The sequence below is a fragment of the Gaiella sp. genome, from assembly GCF_035558935.1.
In the GTDB taxonomy this organism is placed as follows: domain Bacteria; phylum Actinomycetota; class Thermoleophilia; order Gaiellales; family Gaiellaceae; genus Gaiella.
Genome location: NZ_DATMBZ010000096.1, coordinates 1 through 15,144 on the forward strand (window position 1 = coordinate 1; position 15,144 = coordinate 15,144).

Sequence of the window (15,144 nt, forward strand, 5' to 3'; positions counted from 1 at the left end):
CGGCGGACAAGTCGGAACGGACAGGATGTCCTCGTCCTCGAACGCCTGCTCGAGCTGCCCGCGGAGATCGCCGCCGAGCGTGACCGCCGCGTGGTCGTCGTCTTCGACGAGTTCCAGGAGGTGGTGCGCGTCCACGACACCCTGCCGAACGTGATGCGGGCGATCTTCCAGACGCAGCGTGGGGTCGGCCACGTGTATCTCGGTACCCGGCGCCATGTCCTCACGACGATCTCCAACGACGGGCACGAGCCGTTCTCGTGCAGCACGAAGCAGATCGAGCTCGGCCGGATGGAGGAGCACGAGCTCGGGGCCTACGTGCGTGCCCGGTTCGAGGCGACCGACCGTGCGATCGACGACGACGCGCTCGCGCGTCTGCTCGGGCTCACCGACAGCCACCCGTACGCGGGCGGCGAGGAGAGCTGATGCGCGTCTGGATCGACCTGACCAACTCGCCTCACGTGGTGTACTTCCGGCCGCTCGTCCGGCTGCTCCGCGAGCGGGGTCACGACGTGACGCTCACGGCGCGCGACTTCGCGCAGACGCTCGAGCTGCTCGAGGACGCCGGCCTCGAGCACACGGTGGCTGGGCCACCCCACGGCGGCGCCTCGCGAGCCGCCAAGGCGGCCGCGATGGCGAAGCGCCTCCGGGCCCTCCGCGGGTTCGCCCGGACGCGCCGGTTCGACCTCGCCCTGTCGCACGCCTCGCACGAGCTGCCGCTCGTCGCCCGCTCGCTCGGGGTGCCGTCGTCGTACGCGTTCGACTACGAGTTCGCGCTCGCCCAGCACGGCCTCGGCTGCCGCGCCGCAACCCGGGTCGTCGTCCCGGACGCCATTCCCCAGGAGCGCCTCGACCGGCTCGGCGCGCCGGCACGCAAGGTACGGAGGTACGCCGGGCTGAAGGAGGAGTACTACCTCCACGGGTTCGTCCCCGACCCGCAGGTGCTCGACGACCTCGAGCTCGACCGCTCGCGCATTCTCGCCGTCGTACGAACCCCACCGGAGGTGTCGCTCTACCACCGCCACGGGAACCCGCTGTTCACGGACGTGCTCGACCGCCTCGGCTCGGACCCGGACGTGCAGGCAGTCGTGCTGCCGCGCACGCCCGACCAGCGGGACGTGCTCGAAGCGGCGCGCCTGCCGTCGCTCGTCGTTCCGGGAAGAGCGGTGGACGCGTTGAGCCTCGTGGCCCAGGCCGACCTCGTCGTCTCCGCCGGAGGAACGATGAACCGCGAAGCGGTTGCGCTCGGGACGCCCGTCTACACGACGTTCTCGGGTCGCCTGGGGGCGGTCGACGCGCTGCTCGTGCGCGAGGGCCGGCTCCGTACGCTCACGAGCGCGGACGTCCTGCGCGTCGAACGCAAGGGACAGGCGGCTCCCGTCGCGACGCGGCCACCGGATCTGCTCCTCGACTGTTTGCTCTCCGCGCTCGAGGGATAGCCCCGCCGGAACGGAGGGCGTATTGTCCTGCCGTCCAGACAAGGGAGGGGAGACCCAGATGAGGAAACTCTCGATCCTGGGCGTCGCCGTGGTCGTTGCCGCCGTTTCGGCCGCCGTGGCGCTCGCAGGAGACAACGACAGCGGTTTCAAGACCTCGCAGCCGTCGATGCTCATGACGGGCGACAGGTCGGACGTGACGTTCACGCCGATCGCGACCGTCGGGGAGATGCTCCCCGGCAAGATGCGCTTCGAGTCCATTCCGGACGGGGTCGCCCTGCGGACGCGGGGCAACGGCCGCGTCGACGTCTACGTCAACCACGAGACGTCGCTCGTGCCGTTCCCGTACAACCCGACGGCGCCCACCGAGGCGAACTCGCAGAACGATTTCACGAACGCGGAAGTCAGCATGCTGGCGTTGAACCAGCACAGCGCGGGCGTCCTGACGACGAGGCAGGCAGTCTCGAGCGAGGAGAACTTCCAACGCTTCTGCTCGAGCTTCCTCGCCTGGACGGAGCAGGGCTTCGACCGGGCGCTGCTCTTCACGAACGAGGAGGCCGTCGACTGGGTCAACCGCACGGGCAAGGCATGGCCGGCGACGATCGGCGCGCCCGAGGCCAGGCAGGCCGGCGTCGTCGTCGCGCACGACGTCAAGTCGGGCGAGAACCGGCCGATCTGGGGCCTCGGACGCCTGAACCACGAGAACACCGTCGCGGTCCCCGGGTTCTCGGGCGTCGTGCTCCTGACGGGCGACGACACCTTCACGAACAACCCGTCGCAGTCGCAGGTGTACTCGTACATCGCCGACGACGCGGACGCGGTCTGGAACGACCAGGGCTCGCTCTGGGCGTTCGTGTCCGACAACCCGTCGTTCCAGAAGTACGAGGACTTCGTGCCAGGGAGCGCGCAGTCGGTCTCCGGCCACTTCATCGAGGTGCCGCGCATGATCGCGACGGGGCGGAAGGCGGACGGCACGGAGGTCAAGGCCTCCGACTTCGGCTTCCCTGCGCCGCCGAACGACGGCTCCTGGCAGCGCGACCCGAACGGCGTCGGCATCGACGGCCCGCAGTGGGTGCTCGACTACTGGTCGCGGACGAACGGCGTCTTCAGCTTCGTCCGCGTCGAGGACATCGCGTACGACAAGCGGCCGGGGATGTCGAACGTCGTCTACATCATCGACTCCGGTCGCGGCACCACGGGCGCTCCGGGCCCGGGCAAGTCGACGAACGGGCGTGTCTGGAAGATGGTGCTGGACAGGACGAACCCGAAGCTCGTGACCTCGCTCTCGATCTTCGTCGAGGGCGACGACAACCCCGTGAAGACCCTCAGGGAGATCCACCAGCCGGACAACATCGAGACGACGCAGTCGAGCCTCCTGATCACGGAGGACCCCGGCTCGAGCCAGCAGTTCACACCGACGGACACGTCGCCCGACGCGACGACGGCGCGGCTGTGGCGTGTGCCGCTCACGGGCGGCGGCGCCCCCGAGGTCGTCGCGAAGGTCGATCAGTCGGCCGACGAGGGCCCGACCGACGTCGACGCGGCAGCGAAGGGAAACCTCGGCGCGTGGGAGTCGAGCGGCGTCGTGGACGCATCGGCGGCCTTCGGGCCGGGCGCGTTCCTCGTCACCGTGCAGGCACACACGCTGTGGGTCGACAAGGCACCCGGCGACGACAACGTCCCACCGGCGGGCCCCGACTTCACGTACAAGCGCGAGGGCGGCCAGCTCGTCCTCGTGCGGATCCCGGGCGCGTAGCCCGGGCTAGGACGCGGGAGCGGGTCGGGCCACACGGCTCGACCCGCTCTCGAGGCGCGTGACGAACCCGGGGCCGCCGGCGAACAGGCAGTGATCGACGTTCATCACCCGGCCCCCGCCGTAGACGAGCGGCTCGCGCACGTCGCGCGGGTCGACCCCCCGCACCGAGGCGATCGGGGTGTGGCCGTGGACGATGACCTCGCCACCGAACGCACGGAGCAGCGCGTCGACCGCGGCCGGCTCGGTGAGCCGCATGCGGTCGGAGACGATCCCCAGCAGCTCGTCGACCGCCGCCGCGGACCCGCGTGAGAGCACCGCCGCAGTCGCCGCCGCGACCTCCTCCAGCGAGCTGCCGAGCTCGAGGTACGCGCTCGTATCGGCGTGGACCACGAGCCAGCGGCCGTCGCGCGCGAGAGGCGGCAGTCGCGTGATCCACTCGACGTGCTCCGGCGTCAGCGCGCGCAGATCGGACTCGACACCGCCGTTGAAGAGCCAGAGCTCCCGGAACGTCTGTCCCGGGATGCTCGTCTCCTCCCGTCCGAAGCGGTGCACGGCCACGAGCTGGACCTCGTGGTTGCCGAGCAGGCAGCGGAGCGCGCCGCCGCTCTCGCGCTCGAGCCCGCGGGCGAGATCGACCGTCCCGATGCCGTCCGGGCCGCGGTCGACGAGGTCTCCGACGAGCCACACTCGTGCGTCCGCGCCCGACCACCGAGACGCCGCGTCCACGAGCCCTGCCTGCCGCAGGAGCTCCACGAGCACGTCGCGATGGCCGTGGACGTCGCCCACGACGAAGACGGGCGGATGGCCGGCTACGGGACGGGTCCCGGCTCGACCGTCGCCACCTCACGGCGCGGCTCGCCGACCAGGCGCCGGAGCTCGCCGACGAGCTCGAGCGTCTCGCCCTCTTCGACGAGCCGCTCGAGCAGCGCGAGCTCGCCCTCGAGCCACTCCGTGTCGACGGGGGGTCGCGTGATCAAGTCGATCTTCGGATGCCGGCTCGGCGTGACCGTCTCGCCGTCGCCGACGAGGACTTCGTGGAGCTTCTCTCCGGGAGCGGGGCCGATGAAGTCGATCACGATCTCGCGGCCCGGCTCCTTTCCCGAGAGGCGGATCATCTTCTCGGCGAGGTCGACGATGCGAACCGGCTCGCCCATGTCGAGCACGTAGACCTGGCCGCGGCCTCCGATCGCTCCCGCCTGGACGATCAGTTGCACGGCCTCCGGGATCGTCATGAAGAACCGCGTCATGTCGGGGTGCGTGACGGTCACGGGCCCACCGCGGGCGATCTGGCGGCGGAAGATCGGGATGACCGAGCCGGACGAGCCGAGCACGTTGCCGAAGCGGACGGCGACGAAGCGCGTGGTGACCTCCGCGCGGTGACCCCAGGTCTCCACGATCCACTCCGCGAGCGCCTTCGACTGGCCCATCACCGTCTTCGGGTTCGCGGCCTTGTCCGTCGAGACGAGGACGAAGCGCTTGGCGCCGTATTCCACCGCAGCGTCGGCGACCACTCTCGTCCCGAGCGTGTTGTTGCGGACGGCCTCGATCGGGTTCGCCTCCATCATCGCCACGTGCTTGTAGGCCGCCGCGTGGAAGACGACGCAGGGCCGGTACTTGTCGAACACCTGGCGCAGCTTCACCGGGTCACGGACGTCGCCCACGACGGCGGCGGCGGCGCGGAAGCCTCGCTCTCGGACGAGCTCGCGCTCGATCTCGAAGAGCGCCGGCTCGGCGTGGTCGAGCAGGACGAGCTTCGCGGGGCCGATTCTGGCGATCTGCCGGCAGAGCTCCGACCCGATCGAGCCGCCGGCGCCCGTGACGAGGACGACCTCGCCGGTCAGGTACTCGGAGATCGCAGCGAAGTCCACCTCCACCGGCTCGCGCCCGAGGACGTCCTCCACCTCGACCGGGCGCAGCTGGCGGGCGAGGTCGGCGTCGCCGGAGACGAGCTCGGAGAGGCTCGGGAGCGTCTTCACCGGAACGTCGAGCGCGCGGGCCGTCTCGAAGATCCGCGCGCGGACGTCGCCCGAGGCGGTCGGAATGGCGATCAGTACCTCGTCGGGCCGGCGGTCGCGGATCACGTGCTCGAGGTCGGCCGTCGTGCCGAGGACGCGGACGCCGTGCAGCCGCAGATTCCGCTTGCGGGGATCGTCGTCGAGCAGGCCGATCGGCGTATAGCCGAGCGCCGGACTGCGCTGCATCTCCTTCACGACGAGCTGGCCGGCGTCGCCGGCGCCGACGATGACCGCCTCCTTGCCGCGGCTCACGATCCGGCCGGGCAGCGGGCGCTCGATGATCGTCCGTGCCAGCAGCCTGGATCCGGCGACGAACGCCATGCAGAGGAGCAGGTCGATGAACCAGACACCGCGCGGGACGGCCACGAGGTGGATGTCGAACAGCGTGAAGACGAGAAAGACGGCGATCAACGCGAGCACGACGCCCCTGAGGGCCGCCCACATGTCGCGCGTCGAGACGTAGCGCCACCAGCGGTTGTAGAAGCCGGAGAGCGCGAAGACCGGGAGCGTGATCCCGACGACGAGGAGGACGATCGGCCACTCGAGGTAGCGGTCGTAGTAGCGCGGGCGCCCCTGGTCGAAGCGGAGGCTCCATGCGAGCCACCACGCTGCGGCGACGAGCAGCGCGTCGACTCCGACCTGCCAGATCGAATGGCGGTTGACGGGGCTGCGCACGTGGCTCCTGGCTCTAGACGGCGACGCCGACGGCAGATTTCACGGTAGCGACCACCGCTTCCTGCTCGTCGGGGCCGATGCCGCCCCACATGGGCAGGGCGAGGTTCTCGTCGGCGGCCCGCTCGGTCTCGGGGAGCGACCCCGGTCGATAGCCGAGGTACGCCATGGCCGGCTGCAGATGCAGCGGCGTGACGTAGTAGGAGGCGGACGCGATCCCGGCGTCGCGCAGCGCCTCCGCGATGCGGGCGCGCTCGGGCGACCGGACGACGTACATGTGGTAGACGTGGCCGGGCTCGTCGGCCGGCAGCTCGACCACGTCACCGAGGCCGAGCTCGGCGTAGCGTGCCGCCGCCTCGCGGCGCGCGGCGTTCCAGCCGGCGAGATGCGGCAGGAAGACGCGAAGCGCCGCCGCCTGGATGGCGTCCAGGCGGGAGTTGACGCCGATCAGCTCGAACGTCTGCTTGTCGCGCGAGCCGTGGAAGCGCAGCTTCCGAACCGTCTCGGCGACCGCGTCGTCGATGCAGGCGACTAGGCCGCCGTCACCGAGCGCGAAGAGATTCTTCGTCGGAAAGAAGCTGAACGTCGAGCAGACGCCCGTCGTCGCGATCCCAGGGGCCCCGAACGCCTGTGCCGCGTCTTCGAGGAGCGGCAGGCCGAGTGCCGCGAGCCCGTCGAGCGCAGCGGGACGCCCGAAGAGGTGCACCGGGACGATCGCCTTCGTCCGCTGGGTGACGACGTCGGCGACGGCCGCCGGATCGAGATCGAGCGTCACCGGGTCGATGTCGGCGAAGACCGGCGTCGCGCCGACGCGCGCGATCGCCTCCGCGGTCGCGTAGAACGTGAACGCGGGGCAGATCACCTCGTCGCCCCGCTCCACTCCCATCGCCTCGAGCGCGAGGACGAGGGCGTCGGTCCCGTTCGCGACGCCGATCGCATGCGGCACGCCGAGGTACGTCGCAGCTTCGCGCTCGAACGCCTCGACCTCGGGGCCGAAGATGAACCGGCCCGACTCGAGCACGTCCGCGAAGCGCGCCTGGAGCTCCGGGATGAACGGCGCGTACTGCGCCTTGACGTCGACGAGGGGGATCACGACGGCAGGAGTGTACCGCCCCCTCCCGCGACGTCTTCGCCGCAAACGACGCTAAATCGGCTCGTCCGCGCCGTCGGCACGGGGCTGCCGGCGGCGCCTCGCGAAGCGCCACCCGACCGCCGCCACCGCTGCCACCACGAGCACGGCGACGACGTAGTCGACGAAGCGGAAGGCCTCGTGGAACTGCTCCCAGCTCGCGCCCGCCGCCCAACCGGCACCCGCAAACGCGAAGCACCACAACGCCGACCCGAGCAGCGTCAGCCAGACGTATGGTCCGAACCTCGCCCGGAACACGCCCGCCGGGACGGAGATGAACGACCGCACGACCGGCGTGATCCGCCCGAGGAAGACGGCCCACTCCTCCCACCGGTCGAACCAGCGCTCGGCCCGGTCGAGCTTCTCGGAGCTCAGGTGCAGCCAGCGGCCGTGATGTTCCAGCCACGGCCGGCCGAGATAGTCGCCGAGCGCCCAACCGCCGATCGAGCCGATCAGGTAACCGATCGTCCCCGCGACGGCGACCGCGAGGTAGGCGGGGAGACCGCTCTCGAAGTGGTAGCCGAAGAGCGCGATCGTCTGGCCGGCGAAGGCGCCCGAGGCGACGGCACCGGCGTAGACCATCACGACCTCGCTCGCCGCGGGAAAGACCGCATCGACGAGCATCAGGAGGAAGACGGCGTAGAGGCCGTAGTCGCCGATCGCGCTCGTGACCCAGGTGGTGATGTCGCTGAGGACGCTGGCGACCGGCATCGCGGGATGCTAGCCGTCGGCACCGACGGCCCCCGGCGGCTAGACGCTTGCCTTGCGGATCACGATCGGCGCGGTCAGGACCGAGCGCCCGAGCGTGCTCGTTGCGGCGACCTCGACCGTGAAGCGGCCCTCGAGCCGGCGCCGGTTCGACCCGAGCCCGTCCCAGACGACACGCTGGTCGCCCGCCTCACGCGCCGCGGGCTCCGCAAGGCCGCGGCGGACGGTGCGCCCGGCCGCGTCGAGCACGCTGACGCTGACGCGCGCCTCGCGCGAGAGCCGGAAGGCGATGGCGATGTCGCGGCCCCGAGGCGGCACGGCGCGGAGCTTCGGCACGCGGAGGAAGCCGAGCGTGTCGTCGACGACGAAGGTGCGCGTCATCGCCGATTCCTGGCCGATGTCGTCCGTCGCCTTCACCTCGAGCGTCCAGGGGCCGGCAGCAACGGCCGCTCCGGTACCCGTCTCGCCCCCGCCGACGAACGGCACGGGATAGCTCCCGGCCGCCTGCTGCGCCTGCGTCGACACGGGGGTCGACCCGTCGGGGGCGCGGAGCGTGACGGTCACCGACGACGGCCGCACGAGCCGGTAGCTCAGGTTCGGCGCGTCGTCCACGCCGTCGCCGTTCGGGGAGACGCGCGCGGGCGGCTCGGGCGCGTAGACGCCGTGGTAGAGGAACATCAGCGCCGTCGAGATCCGCCGCTCGTTCCCGTCCGACGGGCGGTTGAGCAGCGCCCCGTCGACCGCCATCGTCGTCGAGCCGCCGCTGTCGAGCGCCATCCCGGTCACCGCGCCCAGCCGGACGAGCGCCTGGGCCAGCTCGAAGTTGGTCAGGCCGATGCTGTACCCGGGCTGCCGACCGTCCACGGCGACGAGCACGATGCGGCCGTCGCGCAGCTGGCCGACCGCGCTTCGGGGAGCGCGAGGACCGAGCTGCTTGGTCGTGAAGAACTCGCCGGCCCGGAAGATCGGCGCGCCGTTCCGGACGATCTGCGGCCCGCCGCCGATCGCGCCGACGACGTTGGGCCAGGACGGCCGGAGACCGAGGGTGACCGTCATCGTCCCTCCGGCCGGCGCCTCCGCCCTGAGCACCGCCGCCTGCGTCCCGCGCGCCACGAGCACCGCGCCTCCCGGCGGGATCGCGACCGCCCCGCCTTCGGGTCGCGCCTCGACGATCGGCGCGGCGAGGCCGATCTCGGGCGTCGCGGCGGGGAACGGAAACAGGATCGCGGCGGCGCTCCCGGCGAGGGCGGGCGTACTCGGGCCGTACGCATCGGTGTAGAGCGCGGCGCCGTTCGCGGCGGGCGTCGCGTTCAGCGCGCCCAGGCCCCGCGCGGTCACCGACGCGCGCCACGTCCCGGCGAACGCGACGCGGCGCACGTCGAGCGCTCCGTCGCTGCGGATCCCCGCGCTCGAGCGTCCGCCGTTCGGCGGGCTCACGAGCTGCGCGTCCCGCATGAGGACTCCCGACGGCTTGCCCGTCGCGAGCGTGAAGTAGTCGCCGTTGACGCCCGCGGCGGTCGCGGTCGGCCGCAGACGCACCTGCATCGACGTGAGCGTCTCGCGCCCGACGACGGTGTCGTTCGAGAGGACCGGCTCGAGCGTCGTCAGCCCTCCGGGCCGCGGGCCGCGCAGGACGTTGATCGCGACGGGGCCGCGCGTCGTGAACTGGACTCCCTGCTCGAATGTGACGCCGGGCCAGAGCTCCCGCGGCGCGCCGGCGCCCGTCGAAGCGAGCAGCACGGCGGCGAGCGACGAGACTGCGAGAGTGGAAAGGAGACGGTGCATCGACCCCGGCCGAGCGTAGTGGAGCACCCGGCCGCAGCCCCGAATCCTCACGGATTTCGTACAGGGTCGAGGCCTGAGAGACTTGTGCCGTGCCGACCCGGATCGCTGCGCTCTGCGGAGTCCTGGCGCCCGTGACGTTCGTCGCCGGCGTCCTCCTGGGCGACCTCGCCCAGCCCGACGCCTTCAGCCCCGCCGACGACGACATCAGCGACCTCGGAGCGCTCACCGCGTCGAGCCCGTGGCTCTACAACCAGGTGGCCGCGAACCTCACGGGCCTCCTGGTGCTGTGTCTCGCCCTCGGCCTCTGGTACGTGCTCGGCTTCGGATGGCTCGCGCGGCTCGGAACCGTCGGCCTGGCCGTCGCAGCCACGGGCCTCATGCTCGACGGCTTTTTCCGGCTCGACTGCCAAGGGATCGACGCGGCCTGCGACAACACGTCGTGGCACTCCTCGGCCCACAAGGTCGAGTCGGGCGTCACCGCCGTCGCGATCCTCCTCACGCCGCTCGTGCTCGCGTTCGCGTTCCGGCGGCTGCCGGAGTGGCGTTCCGCCTGGGTGCCGACGCTGCTCGCGACGCCGGCCGTGATCGTCGCGAGCGGCGTGCTCGGTGCCGTCGGCCCGGGCGCCGCCACCCGCGCCGGCAGCGTCGTGTGGTTCCTGTGGGTCGGCTTGATCGGGCTCCGGCTGCTACGCGTGGCGTCCGGGCAGCATGGGGATCAGGCGACCGTGACCTCGTCCTGGAGGAACCGCAGCTCGGGCACCTGAGCGAGCTCTCCGACGTCGCGTGCCATCTCGAGGAAGGTGTAGAAGCCGGCGCGCTCGCGCGGGCCGAAGCTGTAACGGAGCTTCTCGAAGTACCGCGCGAGGAAGCCCGGCGGGTAGCCGTAGCGCTCGCTCGCCTCGTACGCAAGGCGCTCCGGCTCCGAGCGCGCGAGGCGAACCGAGGCGACGAGGGCATCCTGCAGCTCGAGCAGCCCGTCGACGACCGGCTCCGGCGCGGCCCAGACGGCGAAGACCATCGGGAGTCCCGTCCGCTCGAGCCACAGCCGGCCGAGGTCGTAGTGCGGCGTCGGGTCCTCGAACGCGCTCTTCAGGGCGGCGTCGCCGATCAGCAGCTTCGCGTCCGCCTCGGCCGCCGCCTCGAGCGGCAGCCTGTCGGCCTGCGGCAGGAGCACCTTCGTGAGGACGACCGACGTGGCGCTCTCGGGCGTCACGGCGACCGTCCGCACACGCCCGAGCGGAATTTTCGTCACGAGCTGGATCGAGTCGACCGCGCCCTCCGACGAGACGCAGAGCCGCGGCAGGAGCCGCAGGCGCGAAGCGTTCCGCGCGTACTCGATCGAGGAGATCGGCGCGATGTCGATCTCCCCGGCCATCAGCATTCGGTTGAGCTCCGTCGGAACGCCGGTCACTTCCTCGACTTCGGCGGTCAGCCGGTGGAAGACCGGCGCCATGTTGACGTAGGAGATTCGGCCCAGGCGGATCACTGCGCGACCTTCTTCCGGTGGGTGTACGTGAGCGTCGGCATCGCCTCGCCAGCGTATCCCCAGCCCCTCACGCATGCGCCGCCGTCGATACCTTGCAGGCGTGGGCAACGTGACCGCGACCCGCACCGCGCTCGTCGAGTCGTTGATGGAGCGCTTCCCGCACGTCCCGCGGGAGGCGGTGCTCAAGGAGGACCTCCTCCGCACCGGGATCGCGTTCGACGACGCGACGCTCTCGGACAACCTCGACGGCGAGGTCAAGCCGAAGTCGTACTTCATCTTCTCGTTCGACCAGAAGCCCCTCGCAGAGCTCGGCGAGGCGGCGCGGCGTCGCCCGCCGGAAGAGCTCGCCCTCACCGGCGGCCCGTACGGTCTGCGCCGCACGATCGTCTCCGTCCGCGTCAACCCGGGCTCGCCGTACCGCGTCGAGCGCCGTGACGACGCCCTCGAGCTGAGCCTCGAAGGCCGTCGGGTCGCCGACGTCGGCCTTCCCCCGATGCCCGAGTACTACCGCCACACGCTCGCGAACGGCAAGACGGTGATGGAGACCGCGCCGACGATCCAGTGGGGCTACCTGATCTACCTCACCGTGCTGCGGCTCTGCCAGTACTTCGGCGCCAAGGAGGAGTGCGGCTTCTGCGACATCAACCACAACTGGCGCCAGCACAAGCGCGAGGGCCGGCCGTACACGGGCGTGAAGCCGGTGGCGGACGTGCTCGAGGCGCTCGAGCTGATCGACCGCTACGACGCCGACCGCACGAGCAAGGCGTACACGCTCACCGGCGGCTCGGTCACGAGCACGGTCGACGGGCTTGCCGAGGCGGACTTCTACGGCCGCTACGCCCAGGCGATCGAGGAGCGCTTCCCGGGCCGCTGGCTCGGCAAGGTGGTCGCCCAGGCGCTTCCACGTGCGGACGTGCAGCGCTACAAGGACTACGGGATCTCGATCTACCACCCCAACTACGAGGTCTGGGACAAGCGGCTCTTCGAGCTGATCTCGCCCGGCAAGCAGCGCTACGTCGGCCGCGAGGAGTGGCACCGGCGGGTTCTCGACGCCGCGGAGGTGTTCGGGCCGCGCTTCGTGATCCCGAACTTCGTCGCAGGCGTCGAGATGGCGAAGCCCTTCGGGTTCGAGACGATCGACGCGGCGATCGCGTCGACGACGGAGGGTCTCGACTTCTTCATGAGCCACGGCGTCACGCCGCGGTTCACGACATGGTGCCCCGAACCGACCACGCCGCTCGGTCGCGACAACCCGGACGGCGCGCCGCTCGAGTACCACATCCGCCTGCTCGAGGCCTATCGCGAGGCGCTGGCCCGCCACGGCCTGCGCCCGCCGCCCGGCTACGGCGTCGCGGGAGCGGGGAACGCGGTCTTCTCCGTGAGCTCGTTCATGGACACGCTCGACCCCGACGAGGTCACCGTCGAGGAGGCGGTGCCGGCATGAGCCGAGTCTCGATCGAGGAGGCGGCTCGCCTCTGGCGCGAAGCGTCCGACGAGGAGCTCCGGGATCTGGCGGGCGCGGTACGCGCGCGCTGGCACGAGCCGGATCACGCGACGTACATGGTGATGCGGATCGTCAACTACACGAACGTCTGCGTCGCCCAGTGCGACTACTGCGCCTTCTACGTCCTGCCGAACCAGGAGGGCGGCTACGTCCTGGACCGCGGCGAGGTGTTCGCGAAGATCGACGAGCTGCTCGAGCTCGGCGGCGACCTGGTCGGGTTCAACGGAGGCTTCAACCCGAGGCTCCCGCTCGACTACTACTGCGACCTCTTCGCGGCGGTGCGCGAGCGCTACGGCGACCGGGTCGAGTTCTACGCGCTCACCGTCGCCGAGTTCCTCTACCTCGCCGATCGCGCCGGAATCTCTCATGCGGAGGCGGCCGCACGCCTGCGCGACGCCGGCGTGCACTGGGTGACCGGCGGTGGCAGTGAGATCCTCACCGAGGACTTTCGCAAACGGCACGCCAAGTTCAAGTACACGGTCGCCGAGTTCTTCGCCGCGCAACGCGCGATCGTCGAGAGCGGCATGCGGACGACGGCGACGATGGTGATCGGCTTCGACGAGACGCTCGAGGAGCGCCTCGAGCACCTCCAGCGCACCCGCGACTTCCAGGACGCCTGCCTGCGCGACGGCTACGAGGGGCTCTTCTCGTTCCTCTGCTGGACGTACAAGCCGTACGGCACCGCGCTCGGCGGACGGGAGATCTCCGCCGAGGAGTACCGGCGGCACATCGCGCTCTCGCGGATCTTCCTCGACAACGTCGAGCACGTTCGCACATCGGTGCTGACGCAGAACGCGGATGCCTTCCGGGCGCTCGACTACGGGGCCGACGACTTCGACCTGCCGATCGAGGACGAGGTCACGCAGAAGGCGGGCGCGACGATCGACCTCGACCTCGAGGCGCTGCTCGCGATCCCTCGCCGGCTCGGCTACCGCGTCGAGTACCGCCACGCCGAGCGCCCGGCCGCGCTCCGCGCCTCGTAGTCGTCAGCGGTTCCGGTCGACGACGGCGTCGGCGAGCGCGGCGAGCTCCTCGCGCCGGACAGCGCCGTCCAGCGATGCGCGCGCCCGCCGCGCGTAGTCGAGCGCCGTCTCGCGTGAGCGCTCGAGCGCCCCCGTCGCCGCGACGCGGACGAGCGCGCTCTCGAGCGGGCCGCCCGCCAGTGCCCGCCGGACGACGTCGTCCTCCTGCGCGGCGAGGAGGAGCGGCAGCGTCGGCGTCCCGTCGCGGAGGTCGGTGCCAGGGATCTTCCCGGTCTCGACCGTCTCGCCGGAGCAGTCGAGCACGTCGTCGACGATCTGGAAGGCGATGCCGAGCAGGCGACCGAACTCGGCGCTGCCGCCCCCGAGCACGCAGGCAGCCTCGAAGAGCGAGCCCGTCTTGAGAGCGCACCGCTCGAGGTACGCCTCGACCGGCGTGTCCGGGTCGTTCCGCTGCAGCCGCTGGAGTGCCTCGCCTCGCGCGAGCGCGAGAGACGCGTCGGCGAGCGCGGTGAGGCGCTCGTGGGAACCGGTGGCGGCGAGCAACGCGAAGGCGCCCGCGAAGAGGTGGTCGCCGGCCGCCTTCGCGGCGTCGGCTCCGTGCGCGGTCCACGCGGAGGCACGGCCACGGCGCAGGCGGGCGCCGTCGACGATGTCGTCGTGGACGAGCGTCGCCATGTGCACCAGCTCCACGGCCGCCCCCTCGACCACAGGAGGCTCCGCGTCGGGGGACGACGAGAGAAACGTCAACGTCGGCCGGAGGCGCTTCCCGCCCGCGGCGAGCGCGTCCGAGCTCACCGATGCGACGACGCCAGGGTGCGCCTGCACGACCTCCGCGAGGCGCGCCTCCACGGCGTCGAGGTACTCGGCGAGCCCCTCCGTCTCGCGCACCGTCTGGAGGGCGCTCACGTCCGCACCCCGACGTGGAGCGCGACGATGGTTCCCCCGAGGAGCCGGAAGCGGACCCGTTCGAGCCCGTTCCGCTCGAGCAGCGCAACGAGCTCCTCCGCGTCCGGGAAACGGCGGACGCTCGCCGGCAGGTAGGTGTACGCCTTGCCGCCGGGCAGCACCCTCCCGAGCAGCGGCACGACGCGGTCGAACCACAGCGAGAAGAAGGGGCGCAGGATGCCGCGCGGCCGCGTGATCTCGAGGATCGCGAGCCGGCCGCCGGGCCGGAGCACCCGCGCCAGCTCCGCGACGCCGGCCTCGAGGTCCGCGACGTTGCGGACGCCGAACCCGACGGTCGCCGCGTCGAACGACCCGTCGGGGAAGGGCAGGGCGAGGACATCACCCTCCACCCAGGTCACCGTGCCGGACTTCCTGCGAGCGCGCTCGAGCATCGCCGGTGAGAAGTCGAGCCCGGTCACGATGCCGCCTTCCCGCTCGGCGGCGATCGCGAGGTCGCCGGTGCCGCAACACGCGTCGAGCACGCGGAAGCCCGGCTGGACGACCTCCTCCACCGCGAGCCGGCGCCAGGCGCGGTCGAGACCGGCCGTCATCACGCGGTTCATGACGTCGTAGACGGGCGCGATCCGGTCGAACATCCCCCGCACCGCGTCGGGCTGCAGCGTCCCCGACTCGTGCGTCATGCGACCGCCGCCCGACGAGCGGAGCCCGACGCGCCCGTGAGTCCGAGGAAGACGCGCACGGGAGGGAGCGTACGTGCTCGCCGTTCG

General features: G+C 71.4%; 13 protein-coding genes and 1 pseudogene. 6 read left to right on the forward strand and 8 right to left on the reverse strand.

Annotated features, from left to right (window positions below):
- The 3 genes and pseudogenes from VNM44_RS09310 to VNM44_RS09320 all read left to right on the forward strand — a co-directional run.
- Positions 1–423 (forward strand): annotated as a pseudogene (locus VNM44_RS09310) (hypothetical protein); the annotation flags it as partial.
- On the forward strand, positions 423–1,436 hold the full coding sequence (locus VNM44_RS09315) for a DUF354 domain-containing protein (protein WP_325625448.1): 1,014 nt from the start codon (positions 423–425) through the stop codon (positions 1,434–1,436). The pseudogene VNM44_RS09310 and the gene VNM44_RS09315, both read left to right, overlap by 1 nt.
- A 58-nt stretch (positions 1,437–1,494) precedes the next feature.
- Positions 1,495–3,189, forward strand: coding sequence for a hypothetical protein (locus tag VNM44_RS09320; RefSeq protein WP_325625450.1), 1,695 nt, complete (start codon positions 1,495–1,497; stop codon positions 3,187–3,189).
- A gap of 6 nt (positions 3,190–3,195) precedes the next feature.
- Here VNM44_RS09320 and VNM44_RS09325 read toward each other — a convergent pair whose 3' ends face one another.
- Genes VNM44_RS09325 through VNM44_RS09345 form a run of 5 tightly spaced genes read right to left on the reverse strand, consistent with a single transcriptional unit; the run spans position 3,196 to position 9,498 of the window.
- Complete coding sequence (locus tag VNM44_RS09325; RefSeq protein WP_325625452.1) at positions 3,196–3,975, reverse strand: metallophosphoesterase; 780 nt, start codon at positions 3,973–3,975, stop codon at positions 3,196–3,198.
- 23 nt (positions 3,976–3,998) lie between these two features.
- On the reverse strand, positions 3,999–5,879 hold the full coding sequence (locus VNM44_RS09330; RefSeq protein WP_325625454.1) for a nucleoside-diphosphate sugar epimerase/dehydratase: 1,881 nt from the start codon (positions 5,877–5,879) through the stop codon (positions 3,999–4,001).
- 13 nt (positions 5,880–5,892) lie between these two features.
- The gene (locus VNM44_RS09335) at positions 5,893–6,969 is read right to left on the reverse strand and encodes a DegT/DnrJ/EryC1/StrS family aminotransferase (RefSeq protein ID WP_325625457.1); all 1,077 of its coding nucleotides are present in this window, start codon (positions 6,967–6,969) and stop codon (positions 5,893–5,895) included.
- Positions 6,970–7,020: 51 nt separating this feature from the next.
- A complete protein-coding gene (locus tag VNM44_RS09340; protein WP_325625459.1) occupies positions 7,021–7,716 on the reverse strand; it encodes a DedA family protein in 696 nt (231 codons plus the stop codon).
- A gap of 39 nt (positions 7,717–7,755) precedes the next feature.
- On the reverse strand, positions 7,756–9,498 hold the full coding sequence (locus tag VNM44_RS09345) for a phosphodiester glycosidase family protein (RefSeq protein WP_325625463.1): 1,743 nt from the start codon (positions 9,496–9,498) through the stop codon (positions 7,756–7,758).
- An 89-nt stretch (positions 9,499–9,587) separates the two neighbouring features.
- Between VNM44_RS09345 and VNM44_RS09350 the strand changes: the two genes are divergently transcribed.
- Positions 9,588–10,262 (forward strand): DUF998 domain-containing protein, encoded by a 675-nt coding sequence (locus VNM44_RS09350; RefSeq protein ID WP_325625465.1) that lies wholly within the window; start codon positions 9,588–9,590, stop codon positions 10,260–10,262.
- On the opposite strand, the gene VNM44_RS09355 is transcribed toward VNM44_RS09350, so the two are convergent.
- The gene (locus VNM44_RS09355; protein WP_325625467.1) at positions 10,214–10,984 is read right to left on the reverse strand and encodes a menaquinone biosynthesis protein; all 771 of its coding nucleotides are present in this window, start codon (positions 10,982–10,984) and stop codon (positions 10,214–10,216) included. The genes VNM44_RS09350 and VNM44_RS09355 overlap by 49 nt on opposite strands.
- A gap of 73 nt (positions 10,985–11,057) precedes the next feature.
- Here VNM44_RS09355 and VNM44_RS09360 point away from each other — a divergent pair, with 73 nt between their 5' ends.
- Together VNM44_RS09360 and VNM44_RS09365 are read left to right on the forward strand one after the other, a co-directional pair.
- Positions 11,058–12,428: a radical SAM protein gene (locus VNM44_RS09360; RefSeq protein WP_414652966.1), complete on the forward strand. Its 1,371-nt coding sequence runs from the start codon at positions 11,058–11,060 to the stop codon at positions 12,426–12,428.
- The gene (locus VNM44_RS09365; RefSeq protein ID WP_325625474.1) at positions 12,425–13,471 is read left to right on the forward strand and encodes a radical SAM protein; all 1,047 of its coding nucleotides are present in this window, start codon (positions 12,425–12,427) and stop codon (positions 13,469–13,471) included. The genes VNM44_RS09360 and VNM44_RS09365 overlap by 4 nt, the downstream gene beginning before the upstream one ends.
- Positions 13,472–13,474: 3 nt before the next feature.
- On the opposite strand, the gene VNM44_RS09370 is transcribed toward VNM44_RS09365, so the two are convergent.
- Positions 13,475–14,377: a polyprenyl synthetase family protein gene (locus VNM44_RS09370; protein ID WP_325625476.1), complete on the reverse strand. Its 903-nt coding sequence runs from the start codon at positions 14,375–14,377 to the stop codon at positions 13,475–13,477.
- Positions 14,374–15,057, reverse strand: a complete 684-nt coding sequence (locus VNM44_RS09375; protein ID WP_325625478.1) for a class I SAM-dependent methyltransferase — start codon at positions 15,055–15,057, stop codon at positions 14,374–14,376. The genes VNM44_RS09370 and VNM44_RS09375 overlap by 4 nt, the downstream gene beginning before the upstream one ends.
- Between the last annotated feature and the right edge of the window lie 87 nt (positions 15,058–15,144).

What these genes read in the sequence shown, in the direction of transcription:
- VNM44_RS09315 (WP_325625448.1), top strand. Translation starts at nt 423, where the DNA reads ATGCGCGTCTGGATCGACCTGACCAACTCGCCTCACGTGGTGTACTTC.
- VNM44_RS09320 (WP_325625450.1), top strand. Translation starts at nt 1,495, where the DNA reads ATGAGGAAACTCTCGATCCTGGGCGTCGCCGTGGTCGTTGCCGCCGTT.
- VNM44_RS09340 (WP_325625459.1), bottom strand. Translation starts at nt 7,716, where the DNA reads ATGCCGGTCGCCAGCGTCCTCAGCGACATCACCACCTGGGTCACGAGC.
- VNM44_RS09345 (WP_325625463.1), bottom strand. Translation starts at nt 9,498, where the DNA reads ATGCACCGTCTCCTTTCCACTCTCGCAGTCTCGTCGCTCGCCGCCGTG.
- VNM44_RS09360 (WP_414652966.1), top strand. Translation starts at nt 11,058, where the DNA reads ATGCGCCGCCGTCGATACCTTGCAGGCGTGGGCAACGTGACCGCGACC.
- VNM44_RS09365 (WP_325625474.1), top strand. Translation starts at nt 12,425, where the DNA reads ATGAGCCGAGTCTCGATCGAGGAGGCGGCTCGCCTCTGGCGCGAAGCG.
- VNM44_RS09375 (WP_325625478.1), bottom strand. Translation starts at nt 15,057, where the DNA reads ATGACGCACGAGTCGGGGACGCTGCAGCCCGACGCGGTGCGGGGGATG.